Raw genomic sequence first — 15,552 nt, 5'->3', positions numbered from 1 at the left:
CTAATATCTAATCTTTGGATCAACCCAGGCGTACAAAAGATCTGCGATTAAGCTAAATAAAATTGTAAGGCCACCAACTACAATAGTTATTCCCATCATTACTGAGTAGTCCCTATTAAACGCTGAATTAACAAAAAAGTAGCCCATGCCGCCAGTTGAAAAATACATATCAATGATTACAGATCCTGTTATTAATCCAACAAATGCCGGGCCAAGGTATGAAATTACTGGAAGAAGGGAGGGCTTTAATACATGACGAAAGAATATTATTTTTGTTGGAAGTCCTTTAGATTTTGCTGTTCTAATGTAATTCGTATTTAGAACCTCAAGCATAGATGAACGAGTTATGCGAGCAATAGATGCCATATAGCTCGTTGAAAGCGCAATGACTGGCATTATAAGGTATTGCCACGATCCTCCATTCCATCCACCACCAGGAAGCCAATCAAGCCACAAAGTAAAGACGATAATTAGTAATGGCGCCATCACAAAATTTGGGAGCACTTGAGCACCAATTGATACACCTACTGCTAAGTAATCAATCCAAGTGTTTTTACGTATTGCAGCAATTGCGCCTAATGGTATGCCAACTCCAACAGCAACAATAAATGACCAAAATCCATACTTCAAAGTAATTGGAAAACCTTGTGCAATAATTTCGTTTACACTTCTGTCATGATATTTGTAGGAGGGTCCAAAATCAAATTCAGTTAAAACTCCCCATAGATAACTAAACATCTGCCGCCAAATTGGCTGATCTAGGCCATATTTTGCCTCAATATTTGCAAGTACTTGTGGTGGCAGTGGTCTTTCCGATGTAAATGGCCCACCAGGAGCTGCATGCATCAAGTAAAAACTAACCGCAATAAGAACAAGCAGAGTCGGAATAGCAATTCCAATTCGCTTAACTATGTAGTTGATCATATCCGAAATTGACCAGAAAAAATTTAATGAATTATTGTACCGTACAAATAAAAAAGCACCGCACAATATCTGTGCGATGCTCTTAGAATCAAACTAACTATTACTGCGCAATCTTATACAAATTGCGAGAATATACGTTTTGCTCAACGTTGTTATAAGGCCAACCTTTTACATTGGTCTTAAGCATAAATACACCAGCGTAATGATAAATCGGAATCACTGGCATTTCATTTGCTAGGATCTCCTCAATACGTGTGTAGTTTCCTGATGCATCAGACATAGTCCTCGCGTCTAGCATAAGCTGATCTACCTCAGCATTACTATACTTTCCATCATTGTAACCAGAAGGAGTAGTTAGAAGGTCTAGGAAAGTAGACGCTTCATTGTAGTCACCACACCAAGCTCCACGTGCAAGTTCAAAACCTTGACCACCACGAGTTTTAAGGAATGTTTTCCACTCTTGATTAGCAAGCGTAGCTTCAACACCAAGTGTTTCTTTCCACATTTGCTGAGCCGCAATTGCAATCTTCTTATGACCTTCAGAAGTGTTATATAAATACTCAAACTTCAGAGGATTACTTGGTCCATAACCAGCTTCATTTAACAATTCAACTGCTTTAGCGTTTCTCTCATCTTGAGTCATACGACCAAATGCAACTGAAGGAACGTCAAATCCAGCTGTAGCCCCAGGAGTAAATGTGAATGCGTTTATTTGTCCAGCTTGTAAGATTTTTTCAGTAATAACTGAGCGATCTATAGCATAGGCTAGAGCATGACGAACACGCACATCTTTAAATGCTTCAGGACCACTAGGTGACATATTAAAAGTCATGTAGTAGTTACAAAGTCTTGGAAAAGAAGTTGCTTGATTAGGATAGTCCTGTTTCAGGCGAATATACTGACCTGAAGGCACAGTCCCTTTGTCAAGTTCATTAGCTAAATAACGAGTCAAGTCTGTATTCTCGTCATTTATAACCAATCCAACAACTTTATCAAGAATTGTTGCATCGTTATTCCAATACATAGTGTTACGCTCACGTACTGAACGCTCATTAGGAATATGCTCAGTTAAAATATATGCACCATTAGATACAATATTTTCAGGCTTAGTCCAATCATTACCAGATGTTCTAACTACCCACTCAGGACTTGGAAAAGTTGAGCTATGCGTAGTCATTGCAGCAAAATATGGCAATGAAGCTGTTAAACGAACCTCAAGAGTATTATTATCTAGGGCAGTAACTCCAAGAGTTTCAGGTGAAGCGTCACCAGATAACACAGCTCCGACATTTTCAATAGCCATAATTTCAGCAAACCAAGAGTAAGGTGAGGCTGTAGCAGGATCTGCTAAACGTCTCCATGAGTATACAAAGTCATGTGCGGTAACTGGGTTACCATCTGACCACATTGCATTATCACGAAGCGTGAATGTATAGACATCTTTTGCATCATTTGTTGTAAAACCAGTCGCAACACCTGGAACAAGATTTCCATCTGCATCTTGATTCATCAGGCCTTCAAAAAGGTCACGAACAATATCAGCTCCTGAGACATCCTCAACGATTTGAGGGTCAGCAGAACTAAATTCGTCTAACAAACTGTATGTAAATGTCTGATCATCAGCTAGGGCTTCGCCTGTTACTGGGTGAGTTGCTGCAAACACAGAGGCTGAAGCAAAAGACGCCAATACAAATCCCACTGCCAACGACTTAGGCAAATAATTCATATTTTTTCTCCTTAATATTAAAAAAATTAAAAATCCGTCATAATGAAATGAGGACTAATGAAAGTTTATACTTATTTATATTAATATTGAGATTTTTTATGAATTATTTCTCTATTAAAAACGTTTAAAAAGTTTTATAGATTTTTCATCACCTATTGGATCTACTGAAATTTGAGAGCCATCTGAGGTTATATAAATAGGTTTTTTTCCTCTTAACATTTTATTCCAACTTTTAAGTGAGTCGAGAATAGCTTCACCGCGACTAACAAATTTAGAATCAGTCTCTAAATTCATTACTGTTGGGATAGAGTTAAGCCTCATTGATCCAAGAATTGAATATTTAGTTATTCCAAAAAAATAAATAAATAATGTAAAAATAATCAAGACTAGTAATGGCGAGCCAATCTTTCGCCACTTAATCCAAAGAAAGATTGAAGCACAAACCAAGAAACCTAGACTTCCCCAAAGAGCTAACTGACTTAATAACATTACTTATCAAAAGATTAATAGTAGTTGGTTTTTGAACATTTTTTACGTAATCATAGACATTTTCTACATATACTCAAAATTTCCATTCAATCTAAAGCCTTTAGAAAACAAAAAAAGCCTGCAATGCTGCAAGCTTTTTAGAATATGGTGGGGCGTGAGCGACTTGAACGCTCGACCAGCGGATTAAAAGTCCGACAGCTTACGCCACTCAACTCAACAAGTAGAGTTGAAACGCTCTACCCTTCCCTATATAACAACAAACCTAGGCATTCTTGCAATACTTCAATTATACCAAAATCCACCTTCATTTCACGGCAAGTGCACGAAATTTGCACGAAATTAAAGACACCGGGGGACCCCCTATTGAACTCGACTAACTATTAATAATCCCTCCCTCACAGATGAAACGAAGTTTGGACTTTAGTTCTAATTGAATTATAATCCCAGTATGAAAAAGCTACTTATAATCTTATTTATCACTCTTATGGAGTCTATTTGGTAATGAAAATTTTTATACAAAAGGTAATAATAGTGTCAGTAGCTATTCTTCTGACTTTGTTCTGTATTGAACTATTTGATATAGACTGGTTTAGATTTAGTGGATATTCTCTTTAGAAGGATTAATTACTTTATCTTAATATTTAAAAAATTGGAGGAATTCTATGTCATATGAAATAGGTCACTTTGTTGGGATGAATCTTGACCCGCTTGTAATTATTGCTTGCTTACTAATAGTTAAGTTTCAAAATGTATATCTTAGAGTGGTTCTTTATGCCATAGCCTATGCTGTAATTATGAGGTCTATATCTTTTTATTTAGGGGTTGGTGAAAATTTAATTGATAAAGAGTTAATATATAAATTGATTGGAGCAATTCTATACGCAAGCATATTTTTTAGTATTAAAAAATACAGACTTAATAAGGCTAAGGATTCTGAGTAAAAATCTACTTCCTCTCGTAAACTAAATATGAATGACTTTCAAGACAAAATTGTTCAATTTGCGTGGGGAATAGTAGTTATAGCCCTTGCTGGATTAACTCTCAGTATTAGTAGAGGTCATATTCCTATCGATTCAGAGTTAATTTTAGGAGTTTTGAAGCCATTTGTTTCTCCAACATATGCCTACGATTTTTTAATTGAAGTAATGTCAAGAGATTACTTTATTAACGACCATCTTGTTTTAGATAAAACTTATTACTCGCTTGCTATTGTAACAATTATTTATTCTGCCATTATATTGACATTAATCTTTCTAGTGACAATGCCTTTAAGGATGTTAAAACTTACAGAAAAATATTCTAAGATTAACAGTCTTACTTTATCAATATTCAATTTATTAATTATCCCTGCTGGTATTAGTTTTGCATTTCTGTGTGCGATAATACCCACTACTGTTATATTTAGCATTGCTCCAGCTCTCATAAAAGGATTATTTAATGGTTAATGACTTAGCTGATTTAATAAAAATACAATCAAAAAATATAGAGCATTACAACAAGTACCCTATTGCTCTAATCTTCATCATAATGCTTATCTTGGTGGTTCCAACTACTTTTCTTTCAAGTGACAATGAATCCTCAATTGCATCTGCTTTAACCCTTGACCTATTGGAAGGCTTTGTACTTACTTTTGTTGAAACAATATTCTTTGTATATTGGTTTGGAAGAATAGGCAAAAATCACACGTTTTTATCATTCCTTCATTACAATGTAATGCTATCTATAGCAGTTAGTATTCCTGTTATTGCTGTTCTTCTAATTACTCAAAATTTTGAGGCATCATCTTGGATAGCAATTATTGGAGGATTCATAGGTGTATTCTATATTATTTATATGTTCTCAGTTAATCTAGCATTAGCAACGGGCTCAAGTAAAAAGTATGCATTTGGAGCTATTCTAATTGTTATATTAATTCAGATTATTTTTTACACATTTATATTCTCAGCTCTAGTGTCTTAGGGGGTAATATGAAAAAACTACTCCTACTTCTGCTCTCACTATTCTTTCTTAATTCTCCTTCAGTTTTTGCAGATGACTTTTCAGACTTTCAAGTTGTAGATATAGGTGTTGGAGACAGTCTGCTTGACTTTATGAGTGAAGATGAAATTGTTGATGGGATAGAGAAACTCAAAGATTTAAATCGATATTCTAATCTCAAAGAACCATACAAGTTTTTGGAAATCATAGTGCCTAGAGAAAATTATATATATGACAAGGCTTCAGTTTTTATTAAGAATACTATTCCAAACAACTATACGATATACGCTATTAGAGGTCATAAGGATTACATAGAGGGCTTTGATGCTTGTATTAAACAAAGAGACCAAATTGCAAAAATCCTTACTGGTATGTTCCCAGACATTAAAACTGATAAATCAATAGAAGAAAAAACCAAAGGTACGTATGATTATTTCAATCTGGTTGGTTCAAAAGTAATTATTGATATTTACTGTCAAGACCTTGAAGAGACTTACAGACTTAAGAACGGTTTTACAGAGGGTCTTACTTTTGCTATTCACAATAAAGAGTTTCGCGAATGGCGACTAAATTACAAGTGAAGTGTTTTTTATTAAAAAGAATAATATGAAAAAACTATTATTAACTTTAAAAAAATTTATTGATAACATTAGAAGTACAATTAAATCTTTTGAGAGATAGAGTTTCTTAAAACGAGTTGACCCCCTATAGGTTTCTTGAGTCTCCCAAAGACCTAAAGAGCTAAAGACTTAAGATATATCCTTATTAGTTATCATTATAGTTATCCATCTTGAATACCTCTTTAGGTAATCCTCTTCTGTTTATATAAGGTGTTACATCCTTCATTTTGTCTACTAAATCTTTATACTGAATTGGCACTATAAAAGAATCATAAATAGTGAGACAAGGTATTCCTCTCTTGGTCAGCTCCATTACAACTTCAAAGACTATGTCAGACTCCCAGCAACTTATAAAATCGCCATAGATTTTTCCATTGTTATAGTGCTTAGCAATCTTTGGATGTTTGTTTAAGATTGCTTTAGCTATGTCAGTAGACTTTACTTTCTTCTTAAACTTAATATATTCTTCATACTTTTTAATGTTTTTAGCTTTAGGATTTTTAACTTTAAGAGCCTCATATTTATAATGGTTAATGACTGAATGAGCAGTTCCAAGGACTGAATTACTGCCCTGCATAAATGATGAGAAATTCTTAGCGATATGCCTTGGCACTGGATAACCATCAACAACAATGTGATAAGGGTCATCGTCATAAGGATATGGAGCATCAGTTATCACTTGATACATAGAATTTAGATGTGATGCATCTCGGTCTAACTCAACCGTTGGCTGACCATCTATAGTTATATTCTTTCTGAGCTCTGATGATAGATTAACCCAAGGACCGGGCATCCTTCCTCCATAGGCAAACTCAGTATTCTCACCTTGATGGTTATGCCTAATAAATTTTCTTTGAACTGTGAACTTTTTAAATTCTCTATCTTCAGTTCCATCATCATTTAAAAGCACAATCCTGCTTTTGCTAAGAAGCTGGTCATACTGCTTAATTTCTTCACTTAACCACTTGGAATATTCAGTATCTTGGTAATCGATATAAGAATGCTTTCCATTATCTTTTTTAGCTTTTCTGAGGGTGATATAAGTCCCAACTTTTTTGTCTATACCTTCATCTGACCAACCAGTGTCTTCAAGCCAATGTAATAGCCTCTCAGTTGGCATCATAGTGGTTCGTTTGTTCTCGTCAAAATCCCCTAATTCTTGAATGATATACCCATTGCTCTCAAGAGCATCTAGGGACGAAATGATTGAACTATAACCAATTGCTAATGGATTGTATCTTTTGCCTCCTAAAGATTGCTTTTTACGAGAGACCATAACTCGCCTCTGCCCCTGTATGAATAGATTACATAACAGCAGTTTTAAAGCCTTAAATTGACTCTCTTGCCTCATTCCAAGGTCTTTCCCTAGTTGGCTTGATAACTCCTCTAAATGAGGCATATTGAGGTCTAGAAAGAGGTTTATTTTGGGTATATGAGCCACTGTAGAAGTATTACATATTTACTAGCGATTAGTTAGACAAAATAGTCCATCAAGCACTCTTTTTTTTAAACATTTTAAGTACAATAATCATTATGGCTTCTTTTGACAAATTTATTAAAACTTTTAATCCTGATAGTAATGATAAAGGGAAGCAGTTTGAGCATTTTGTAAAATCATTTTTAAAAGTTCACCAATATTGGTCAACTCAAGTAGGAATGATTTGGCTTTGGGATGAATGGCCAGGTAAGTGGGGGCCTGATGACGGTATTGATCTTATCTTTGAGCACAAAATAACAGGAGAGATATGGGCAGTTCAAGCAAAGAATTATGGTCCCGAATTCTATATTAGCAAACCAGATATCGATTCTTTCTTGAGTGAATCTAATGGACCAGAAATTCACCAGCGACTATTAATTGGGACCACGAATCATATTGGACCTAAACCCAGACGCGTAATGAAAAGACAAGATAAGCCAGTAACTTTATTTTTATTATCAGATTTTCAAAACTCAGCAATTAACTATCCAGAAACTTATTCAGACCTTACAGTTAATAATAGAAAGAAAAAACACACGGCAAAAGAACATCAAAAAGAAGCAATCAAAGATGTTATTAATGGCTTTTCTAATGCTGATCGTGGACAATTAATTATGGCCTGTGGTACGGGGAAAACCTATACTACTTTGTGGATTAAAGAGCAAATAAAATCAAACTTAACTTTAGTTCTAGTTCCATCTTTACAACTTATTTCACAAACACTTGGTGAATGGACCTTTTTGAGTAAATCAAGTCTTAAAGTGCTTTGTGTATGTTCTGATAGAACGGTGAATAAAAAAGGTGCTGATAAATTTAAAGAAGACTTGCAAGATGTATTTTATCCAGCTACTACAGACTCCAAAGCCATACAAGAATTTCTTAGATTAGATGGAGATAAGGTAATTTTTTCTACTTATCATTCCTCACCTGTTATAGCAGAAGCTCAAAAAAATCAGAATATACCTTCATTTGATCTTGTAATTGCCGACGAAGCTCATCGTTGTACTGGCGTAAAAGACAAGGCATTTACTACTGTACTTAGTGAAAGTGAAATTAGATCTAATAAGAGACTTTTTACTACAGCAACTGCAAAGATCTTCAAAACTTTAATTAAAAGTCGCGCAAAGGAGAAGGGATTAGAGATTGTTGATATGAGTGATGAAAAATCTTTTGGAAAGGTATTTCACTCTTTAAGTTTCTCTAAGGCAATCGAAATAGGCGAGCTTACCGATTATCAAATAGTTATTATTGGCATAGATGATCCAATGATTGCTCAATTTATAGAACAAAGAGAACTAATTAAGACTGAGTATAGTGAGATAAATAATGATGCAAAGTTTTTAGCAGCGCAAATTGGAGTTTTAAAAGCTATAAAAGATTTTGATATAAAACGAATGATTAGTTTTCATAGTAATATTCCTTATGCAACAGACTTTGCAGAAGAAATTCAAAGCTCACTTGAATTAATCAACAAGAATGAAAGGCCATCAGGAAAGATCTGGTCAGATATTGTTTCAAGTAAAATGCCTACAGACAGAAGAAAGGAGAAAATTAAACAACTAAAAGAGCTTTATCAAGCTGATATTGGAATACTTTCAAATGCAAGATGTTTATCAGAAGGCATTGATCTACCATCATTGGATGCAGTTGCATTTATTGATCCCAAAGGTAGTGAAATAGACATAATCCAAGCAACAGGAAGAGCGATAAGGCTTAGTCCCAATAAAACAATGGGGTCAATAATTCTTCCTGTTTTTATTAGTCCAGGCGAAAATCAAGTTCACTCAATTGAATCTAGCAACTTTAAGCCAATATGTGATGTAATCAACGCCTTAAAGTCTCACGATGACACCCTTGTTATTGAGCTTGAAGACTTTAGAACTTCCCTTGGAAAAACTAGTAAGAGGAGGTTAGGAAGCCCTTCAATAAAGATCCATATTGACCTACCAACAAGTGTTGACGTTTCTTTTTCAGATGCTCTTTCTACACTTGTTGTTGAAAGAACAACTTCATATTGGAGTTTTTGGTATGGGATATTGCTATCTTTTGTCGAGAGAGAGGGGCACTCATTAGTTCCTTATGAGCACACCGAAAATAATCATAATCTTGGGTCCTGGGTGAGTCAACAACGAAACCCTAAATATAGAGCCAAACTTACTAATGCTCAGGCAGCTAAGTTGGAACAATTGCCTAAGTGGACTTGGGATGCTAGAGAAGCTCTATGGGATTATAATTTTGAACTTTTGCTAAAATATGTAGAAATATATAAAACTGCAGACGTAGCCCGCAATGATCAAGTAAATGATGATGGAGTAAAAGTAGATGAAGGAGAAACTCTTGGATTTTGGGTTGGCTTTCAAAGACAAAACTATAAAAAAAATATATTGAGTCCAGAAAGAATTGTTAGGCTTGAAGCAATTAATGGTTGGCACTGGGATGCTGTTGAAGCATTGTGGTTTAAAAATTTTGAAGCATTGAAACAATATTGTGAGCTCCATAAAAAATTGCCATTTGGAAATATAGTTTTTAATGGTTTTCTAATTGGTAGATTTCGCCTTTACAACAGAAAAAGGCAAGATAAACTATCTGATAAGAAAGTTAAATTATTAGAATCTATTGAATTTTGGACTTGGGAAGAGTCTGATGAGGTTATATGGAATAAGGGGTATCAAGCATTAAAAGAATACGCTATAACTAATGATATTACCAAGCCTATAAAACAGTCATATAAAACCAAAGATGGTTTTGGGCTGGGGTCTTGGGTTGGCTCACAAAGGAAATTTAAAAAACAGGGTAAATTAAAAAAAGAAAGAATAGCCAAACTTGATGATATAGGCTTTATTTGGGAAACAAGACAAGAATTAGCCTGGATGTCAAACTTTTCTAAATTGAAAGATTTTTTCGATAAATACAACAGACTGCCTACACAAAGAGAAAACTCATCATTGCACCACTGGGCTATTTACCAAATCAAAAATAAATCTAAACTTAAGAAAGAAAGAATAAATCTTTTAGATTCAATTAATGGATGGAATTGGGAAAAATAAAATGACTATTCTTTCAAATAGGAAGGCAGGTTGTTATTCAATTCTTTTTTCATATTTTTATTATATTTCAGTTTGAACTGAGTGCATATCTATATTACCAAGCACCATTATTAATACAACTTTGAAAAATGTCAGCTCCCTTTGCAGCTTCTCTTTCTTCATCAGTCTGTGGATTGCAAAGTTTTCTTACATCTTCTTTCGTATAGTCAGCATTAAGATAGCCTTGCTCAATTAGCCTTCTTATTTCTGATGAGTCTGATGTAAACCAATTAAAAATAACTACTATTGGAATTAATACAAGAGCGACTTTAATTAGTTTCTTCATAGCTAACTATATTGATAGAGAAATATAATAATTATTAAGCAAGAAGAACCCCCAAATAATACCTCCCAATGTCAATACTAGGAAAAAGACACCAACCCATTTAACTTGCTTATTGTATGGATGTTTTGTTTTCATATGCTTTTCTCTTAAAACCAATCCGAGCGATTAAGCCATACTAGTCCTTCTTTAGGGAGTATCACCATAATAATACTCAGCTCAGTCTCTCTCTCTAATTGTGAATAGTAAACCTCATTACCAAACACCACCAGTAATACAACCCAAGATAGGCTGAACATCATCATCGTATTTTTCACATAATATAGCGAGCTCTAACTGTGTGTAATCACTATCTAAATATCCTTCCTCTATTAGAGACTTAAGTTCTTGATGCCCCATCCACCTGAAAAAAGCACCAATAATAAATAACACTAGGAGTATTTTTAGGAATATTTTCATCAGCAAATCCACACTTCATCAATAAAACAAGCTTCCTTTTCAACGCTCCATCTTGCGTAAGAAAAGAATCCTAGATAAATCAAAAATGCAATAATAATTAATTTCTTCATACTATACATAACAACTATAAATATGATGTTCCAATTTCATTTTCATAGCAAGTCTCACCGCCCGGCTCACAGTAAACCTCCAAAAGAAGTTTGGGGCTCTCATCATTAGTAACTCTAGCTCTTATGACCTTTGCCTCACCTGATACCCACTCCAGTTTAAAGTTACTTCCAGTTGCTCTGTAGTCAAAGGACATAAAGCCATAGTAAGGCTTTAACTTATATCTATAAGAACTTGAGTTAATATATCCTGCGGCAATAATGTTAGTTGTATTTTCTATAATTTCATCTTCGTCGCCTTCTAGAGTCCATATAGTGCCAGCCTTAACTAGCTTTACATCATCAAAAGCGGTAGATAAGGTTATTGGACATTCTTCATTTGAAATACATAACTCTTGAATGTTTTTAGCAAGGGAGGTCATACTTTCATTAAACCTCTTTTCTGAAGAAAAAGTAAAGATAAGAATAAGAAATGAAAAGACCACAAGCATTGAAGGAGTTATTAGCTTTAACTTATTCTTTCTAAATACCCGAGTAATTAGTAATAAAATTGAAATGAGAATTGTTAAAAATAATGGAACTTCATAACCGCAACCTACCACTGGTGAGCATATTGGGCGGTAATTGTAGATACCTAGCTGTATCAAAAGGATAAAAATCCCTAGTCCAGTAGTTAGTCCCCAGGTAACCCAATACTTTTTAGCTATTATGTTTTCGTTTGTTTTCATAAGCCTAATACTATCCATCCGTTATAAAGAGCCACAGTAAAGTAGATTCCTAGCAATATTACTAAGAGAAATATAATAATAATAATCAAGTATTGAGTATTTGCTACCTTCTTATTATCTTGAGGTAGTGCAAGCCATAGAAAGCCTAGGACTATAAGAAATAATAGAGCTGCCATTAACCGGTAAAAGCCTCCCCACCTGGAAAAACTCCTGGGTTAGTCTCCATTAACCATATCCCAAAAAACATTGATGCAACAATAAAAAAAATAGGAATAGAGAATACTATTATGATTGCTTTTCCAAGCCTACGATGCTTTGTAAGCTTTATGAAAAATAGTCCAAAAAAGAAGAGAAATAACCATCCTGGATAGAGTGGAACTGAATTAAGAAAGTCAATCAAGGGGTATCCCAGAGAACATCGTAAAAGCATCGGCCGTCTTTAAATTCGCAGTTATCATAAATTTGATAGGCTGAGTAGCCCGTTGCAGCGTAAGGGCTTAGACCTATTAATATAAGAAGAACTGCAAGCTTACGATACTTTGGACCCCATATAAGGATTAAACCCGCAAGGGGGATGACGAGAAGCCAAACAGTCATAAAGATGGAATCCATATTCAAGGCGTATCCCAGAAACTATCTTGAAGGCATACCGACATATCAGAGCAAGAACTAAGCCAAAAGATAAGAGAAACAATCACACCAACATAGGGAACAAAAAATAGGACTATCAGGGCAATTCCTGTCTTCTTATACTTGGAGAAGTAATGAATCAGCATCCCGTAGAAAGGAGTAAATATCCATCCAGGAGTGAATGGAATGGGTAGAAGGCTTAGGATAGAAATATGATGTAACTCCTACTTGAAACATAATTAAGGCTGAGTATATACACTTTTATTTAGTATGGTTCAATCTACTCCATAACTTCATTAAGAAAACATAATGCATTCACATTTGCTGCCTAGAATTGTTAATATGAAACGATTTATATTGCTTTTACTTCTAACTCAATGTTCTTTTGCTAGCGAGCTAAGTTCAGCTCAACATAAGGCAGAGCTTGTCTCTTTAGAGTTAATGGCTGAAATTAAAGCAGAAATGGCTGTAAAGATACTTGAACTTCCACCAGTTGAAGTGTGTGTTTGGCCAGATGATAGATTGATATTTAGCGACTATCATTCCTCATTAAGCGCTATATTGCTGGACTATCAAAATTTTCACAATAAATAGCAAGGCGCTAGCTTTTAACTAACGCCTCATATTAGTTATATTGACTACTAACCAAATAACTCCTTCTCACGTAACCTGTTGGCACGCTTACTAATAACAGACTCTCTCCTATCTCTCTCAATCCTTCTTTGTTCAGACATTAGTTGTTGACGTTCAACCAAATACTCCACCTGCTTATCACTTAGCGTTGCATTGACTCCTTTACGAAGAGAATCCTCCTTATCATAAGCCTTCCTAAGCTCTGTTTGCACCTCTTGAATTCCTTTGTCATCCTTTAAATCTATAGCTTTTTTAAATTTTATTGAAAGGCGCGCAATGTTTGTCTTAAGCATTTTTTCTTTTTTTGCTATTTCTTCTCTTTGGAGTCTCGCATTTTCAAGTTCTTCAAAACTTTCAAGTTGAGTTTTTTGCATATATCCACACATCGCTAATGCTCTAGCAATTGCAGTTGTTTCAGCACACTCAATATGAGATGTCATATTAATGTTACTAGTGCCTTTAATTTCCATAGCGTGTGATGTGGCCTTTATTACGCCATCGATAACTGCGTGGGCTTTAAAGATTACTTCTCCTGTGTCTTTGTTATTCGAGACAATTTCAGTTAGTATTTGACCGTCTTGATGGTCTGAATGAAACGCCTTAACTCTGCCCTGGACAGTTGAATAGTCAAAACCATTTATAATTGTTGGGTTATTGATTTGTAATTGATTCATAAAGCTCCTCTTAAGTAAATGATAATTTAGTTAATTGAATTATTAGCCAGAAAGGCTAGTCTCTTTATTTACGGGTTACAACAGAAACTGATTTAGTGGCTATAGATGCCGATTCCCGTTTCATTTGATGAAGGGATTATTTGTTCGTTTCTGAGGGGTGTATTATACAACATTATGGTTAGAAAGTCAAGCTGTAAGACTCTTTAACTCCTATAGAATAGGGGTTTAATGTATTGGTTAATCAATAATCCTACACGTAGCTAAAACAGAATCTATGCCTCGAGGATATAGAAGAACCCAGTTAAACCATCCAATTTCTTCAATTGGGTCATCTTTATTATATTGGTTGTCATAAGTCATATAAACTCGGTATCCTTCGGCAGTAAAATTCTCAACACCATAAGTATCAGTCACATCAAAATAACCACTTGAAAAATTTAAACTCCCTTCATAATAACCAGGAGTAATAGTAATTGAATCACCATATGAAGTCATTTCTCTTTTAAATGAAAAAGTTTCTAGTGCTCTTTTTTCTACTTTGCCTTCCCACCACTTCTCAGTTGACCAATATTCCACCATTTTGCAAGAATAGGTATCTCCAACCTTTGCCATACTAATTGTTGATAAAGAAAATAATAGCAGGAATAGGAGTAGTTTTCTCATATCCACTTGACTCCTCTTCTCTCCATATCAGTAATTAAAGACTTTAAGCTATCAGGAATAGAAACATTGAATCCTGGACAATCCTCCCAATTTTTCACATCTTTTCTTATCTTGCTAACTGGTAATGGAGAAGAAGTTCTAATTAGGAAATAAAAATTCTCCATCTTTTCAACTAAATTTAATGTTGGAAAACTAGTTTCAAAATTATTTAACGCATTTTTGGCAGCTTTTTTAGAACCTTTATAATCCCAAAACCAAATAATAATTAGAATAATTGAAACAAAATCGCCTGCATTGCTTGGAATAAAAAAAACTAAATTTGAAGCAATAATTGTAAAGATGCTAATACCTAAAAACCAAATAAAAAGCTTCATTGGCCAAATCCCACTTAACACATCTTTATAGTGGGAAAGTGAGTCTTCCTCCTCTTCAATTAAGTCTTTTCGTTTAAGGAGCCTCCCCCAAGGTTTATCATCTGGAGCAAAATATTTAGACATACCAAACTTTTCAATGCAAGCAATAATTTCTATATCTGAAAGAAGTTTTAAAAACAAATGGTCAATCTCTTTATCACGAATTTTCGACTTAAGATAAAGAGTTGCAGCTTCAGTAATTTTTTCTCGATTATGAAAAAGAATGTTAGGTCTTTTTCCTTTCTCTATATTAACAATTTTATTTACAATTGGGGAGGAAAAATTAGACGCTAATCGACCACGCTGAGCAACGCCCCAGCCATCATCTTCCCAAGAATTTTGAGGCAAATATCTATCTTCTTCTGGAATGTGACTAGAATAAATGACGTCAGCTGCTAATTCATAATATTTATCAAATATTTCATTTGAATTTTCGTCATTTGGATGAATTCCTTTATTATTACATTCGTGAATTGCAAGCTTCAACAAAAGAATTTGCATTTTCGTCATTTCACTGTTTAGGGCTATATCAATAAACTCCTCATTATCGCGGTCATACTCAGAACCCCACCAAGAAAGTTGATTAGAAATCCGCTTTTGCCATAAGCCTTGAAACTCCTCATTAGCTGAGATAATTTTGTTTCTTATCAAGTCATCCATAGA

General features: G+C 34.5%; 19 protein-coding genes. 6 read left to right on the top strand and 13 right to left on the bottom strand.

Annotation, left to right across the window (positions count from 1 at the left end; genetic code table 11):
• From oppB to ABXT49_RS03745, 3 genes are all read right to left on the bottom strand, one after another.
• Positions 1-924: an oligopeptide ABC transporter permease OppB gene (oppB, locus tag ABXT49_RS03755; RefSeq protein ID WP_271556285.1), complete on the bottom strand. Its 924-nt coding sequence runs from the start codon at positions 922-924 to the stop codon at positions 1-3.
• Between the two features lie 100 nt (positions 925-1,024).
• On the bottom strand, positions 1,025-2,650 hold the full coding sequence (locus ABXT49_RS03750) for a peptide ABC transporter substrate-binding protein (protein ID WP_416653335.1): 1,626 nt from the start codon (positions 2,648-2,650) through the stop codon (positions 1,025-1,027).
• A 114-nt stretch (positions 2,651-2,764) separates the two neighbouring features.
• The gene (locus ABXT49_RS03745) at positions 2,765-3,139 is read right to left on the bottom strand and encodes a hypothetical protein (protein WP_416653333.1); all 375 of its coding nucleotides are present in this window, start codon (positions 3,137-3,139) and stop codon (positions 2,765-2,767) included.
• 662 nt (positions 3,140-3,801) lie between these two features.
• Here ABXT49_RS03745 and ABXT49_RS03740 point away from each other — a divergent pair.
• The 4 genes from ABXT49_RS03740 to ABXT49_RS03725 are packed head-to-tail and all read left to right on the top strand — an operon-like array spanning position 3,802 to position 5,697.
• A complete protein-coding gene (locus ABXT49_RS03740) occupies positions 3,802-4,080 on the top strand; it encodes a hypothetical protein (RefSeq protein ID WP_416653331.1) in 279 nt (92 codons plus the stop codon).
• A gap of 27 nt (positions 4,081-4,107) precedes the next feature.
• Positions 4,108-4,584 carry a hypothetical protein gene (locus ABXT49_RS03735; protein ID WP_416653329.1) on the top strand — a complete coding sequence of 159 codons (477 nt, stop codon included), beginning with the start codon at positions 4,108-4,110 and terminating at the stop codon, positions 4,582-4,584.
• Positions 4,577-5,098: a hypothetical protein gene (locus ABXT49_RS03730; RefSeq protein ID WP_416653328.1), complete on the top strand. Its 522-nt coding sequence runs from the start codon at positions 4,577-4,579 to the stop codon at positions 5,096-5,098. Before ABXT49_RS03735 ends, ABXT49_RS03730 begins: the two co-directional genes overlap by 8 nt.
• Before the next feature lie 8 nt (positions 5,099-5,106).
• Positions 5,107-5,697, top strand: a complete 591-nt coding sequence (locus ABXT49_RS03725) for a hypothetical protein (protein ID WP_416653327.1) — start codon at positions 5,107-5,109, stop codon at positions 5,695-5,697.
• Positions 5,698-5,881: 184 nt separating this feature from the next.
• Here the strand turns inward: ABXT49_RS03725 and ABXT49_RS03720 are convergent, their stop codons facing one another.
• A complete protein-coding gene (locus ABXT49_RS03720) occupies positions 5,882-7,135 on the bottom strand; it encodes a hypothetical protein (RefSeq protein ID WP_416653325.1) in 1,254 nt (417 codons plus the stop codon).
• 134 nt (positions 7,136-7,269) lie between these two features.
• Between ABXT49_RS03720 and ABXT49_RS03715 the strand changes: the two genes are divergently transcribed.
• The gene (locus tag ABXT49_RS03715; RefSeq protein ID WP_416653323.1) at positions 7,270-10,260 is read left to right on the top strand and encodes a Helicase associated domain protein; all 2,991 of its coding nucleotides are present in this window, start codon (positions 7,270-7,272) and stop codon (positions 10,258-10,260) included.
• A gap of 94 nt (positions 10,261-10,354) precedes the next feature.
• Here the strand turns inward: ABXT49_RS03715 and ABXT49_RS03710 are convergent, their stop codons facing one another.
• From ABXT49_RS03710 to ABXT49_RS03685, 6 genes are all read right to left on the bottom strand, one after another.
• Complete coding sequence (locus tag ABXT49_RS03710) at positions 10,355-10,585, bottom strand: hypothetical protein (protein WP_416653320.1); 231 nt, start codon at positions 10,583-10,585, stop codon at positions 10,355-10,357.
• Between the two features lie 252 nt (positions 10,586-10,837).
• Positions 10,838-11,041 carry a hypothetical protein gene (locus ABXT49_RS03705; protein WP_416653318.1) on the bottom strand — a complete coding sequence of 68 codons (204 nt, stop codon included), beginning with the start codon at positions 11,039-11,041 and terminating at the stop codon, positions 10,838-10,840.
• 124 nt (positions 11,042-11,165) lie between these two features.
• The gene (locus tag ABXT49_RS03700; RefSeq protein ID WP_416653316.1) at positions 11,166-11,876 is read right to left on the bottom strand and encodes a hypothetical protein; all 711 of its coding nucleotides are present in this window, start codon (positions 11,874-11,876) and stop codon (positions 11,166-11,168) included.
• 175 nt (positions 11,877-12,051) lie between these two features.
• Complete coding sequence (locus tag ABXT49_RS03695; RefSeq protein ID WP_416653314.1) at positions 12,052-12,276, bottom strand: hypothetical protein; 225 nt, start codon at positions 12,274-12,276, stop codon at positions 12,052-12,054.
• Positions 12,273-12,488: a hypothetical protein gene (locus tag ABXT49_RS03690; RefSeq protein ID WP_416653313.1), complete on the bottom strand. Its 216-nt coding sequence runs from the start codon at positions 12,486-12,488 to the stop codon at positions 12,273-12,275. Before ABXT49_RS03690 ends, ABXT49_RS03695 begins: the two co-directional genes overlap by 4 nt.
• Positions 12,489-12,490: 2 nt before the next feature.
• Entirely contained in the window at positions 12,491-12,652 is a 162-nt protein-coding gene (locus ABXT49_RS03685) for a hypothetical protein (protein WP_416653311.1), read from the bottom strand.
• 196 nt (positions 12,653-12,848) lie between these two features.
• Between ABXT49_RS03685 and ABXT49_RS03680 the strand changes: the two genes are divergently transcribed.
• On the top strand, positions 12,849-13,100 hold the full coding sequence (locus tag ABXT49_RS03680; RefSeq protein ID WP_416653309.1) for a hypothetical protein: 252 nt from the start codon (positions 12,849-12,851) through the stop codon (positions 13,098-13,100).
• 47 nt (positions 13,101-13,147) lie between these two features.
• Here the strand turns inward: ABXT49_RS03680 and ABXT49_RS03675 are convergent, their stop codons facing one another.
• From ABXT49_RS03675 to ABXT49_RS03665, 3 genes are all read right to left on the bottom strand, one after another.
• A complete protein-coding gene (locus ABXT49_RS03675) occupies positions 13,148-13,813 on the bottom strand; it encodes a hypothetical protein (protein WP_416653308.1) in 666 nt (221 codons plus the stop codon).
• A 237-nt stretch (positions 13,814-14,050) separates the two neighbouring features.
• Entirely contained in the window at positions 14,051-14,476 is a 426-nt protein-coding gene (locus ABXT49_RS03670; RefSeq protein WP_416653305.1) for a hypothetical protein, read from the bottom strand.
• Positions 14,473-15,549, bottom strand: a complete 1,077-nt coding sequence (locus ABXT49_RS03665; protein WP_416653303.1) for a hypothetical protein — start codon at positions 15,547-15,549, stop codon at positions 14,473-14,475. Before ABXT49_RS03665 ends, ABXT49_RS03670 begins: the two co-directional genes overlap by 4 nt.
• Between the last annotated feature and the right edge of the window lie 3 nt (positions 15,550-15,552).

It is taken from the genome of Candidatus Pseudothioglobus sp. Uisw_086, assembly GCF_048085745.1.
Taxonomy (GTDB): Bacteria; Pseudomonadota; Gammaproteobacteria; order PS1; family Pseudothioglobaceae; genus Pseudothioglobus.
Note: the sequence above shows the minus strand (reverse complement) of the source record. Positions and strands in the feature narration are given on the sequence as shown.

What these genes read in the sequence shown, in the direction of transcription:
- oppB (WP_271556285.1), bottom strand. Translation starts at nt 924, where the DNA reads ATGATCAACTACATAGTTAAGCGAATTGGAATTGCTATTCCGACTCTG.
- ABXT49_RS03750 (WP_416653335.1), bottom strand. Translation starts at nt 2,650, where the DNA reads ATGAATTATTTGCCTAAGTCGTTGGCAGTGGGATTTGTATTGGCGTCT.
- ABXT49_RS03745 (WP_416653333.1), bottom strand. Translation starts at nt 3,139, where the DNA reads ATGTTATTAAGTCAGTTAGCTCTTTGGGGAAGTCTAGGTTTCTTGGTT.
- ABXT49_RS03740 (WP_416653331.1), top strand. Translation starts at nt 3,802, where the DNA reads ATGTCATATGAAATAGGTCACTTTGTTGGGATGAATCTTGACCCGCTT.
- ABXT49_RS03735 (WP_416653329.1), top strand. Translation starts at nt 4,108, where the DNA reads ATGAATGACTTTCAAGACAAAATTGTTCAATTTGCGTGGGGAATAGTA.
- ABXT49_RS03730 (WP_416653328.1), top strand. Translation starts at nt 4,577, where the DNA reads ATGGTTAATGACTTAGCTGATTTAATAAAAATACAATCAAAAAATATA.
- ABXT49_RS03725 (WP_416653327.1), top strand. Translation starts at nt 5,107, where the DNA reads ATGAAAAAACTACTCCTACTTCTGCTCTCACTATTCTTTCTTAATTCT.
- ABXT49_RS03720 (WP_416653325.1), bottom strand. Translation starts at nt 7,135, where the DNA reads ATGCCTCATTTAGAGGAGTTATCAAGCCAACTAGGGAAAGACCTTGGA.
- ABXT49_RS03715 (WP_416653323.1), top strand. Translation starts at nt 7,270, where the DNA reads ATGGCTTCTTTTGACAAATTTATTAAAACTTTTAATCCTGATAGTAAT.
- ABXT49_RS03710 (WP_416653320.1), bottom strand. Translation starts at nt 10,585, where the DNA reads ATGAAGAAACTAATTAAAGTCGCTCTTGTATTAATTCCAATAGTAGTT.
- ABXT49_RS03705 (WP_416653318.1), bottom strand. Translation starts at nt 11,041, where the DNA reads ATGAAAATATTCCTAAAAATACTCCTAGTGTTATTTATTATTGGTGCT.
- ABXT49_RS03700 (WP_416653316.1), bottom strand. Translation starts at nt 11,876, where the DNA reads ATGAAAACAAACGAAAACATAATAGCTAAAAAGTATTGGGTTACCTGG.
- ABXT49_RS03690 (WP_416653313.1), bottom strand. Translation starts at nt 12,488, where the DNA reads ATGGATTCCATCTTTATGACTGTTTGGCTTCTCGTCATCCCCCTTGCG.
- ABXT49_RS03685 (WP_416653311.1), bottom strand. Translation starts at nt 12,652, where the DNA reads ATGCTGATTCATTACTTCTCCAAGTATAAGAAGACAGGAATTGCCCTG.
- ABXT49_RS03680 (WP_416653309.1), top strand. Translation starts at nt 12,849, where the DNA reads ATGAAACGATTTATATTGCTTTTACTTCTAACTCAATGTTCTTTTGCT.
- ABXT49_RS03675 (WP_416653308.1), bottom strand. Translation starts at nt 13,813, where the DNA reads ATGAATCAATTACAAATCAATAACCCAACAATTATAAATGGTTTTGAC.
- ABXT49_RS03670 (WP_416653305.1), bottom strand. Translation starts at nt 14,476, where the DNA reads ATGAGAAAACTACTCCTATTCCTGCTATTATTTTCTTTATCAACAATT.
- ABXT49_RS03665 (WP_416653303.1), bottom strand. Translation starts at nt 15,549, where the DNA reads ATGGATGACTTGATAAGAAACAAAATTATCTCAGCTAATGAGGAGTTT.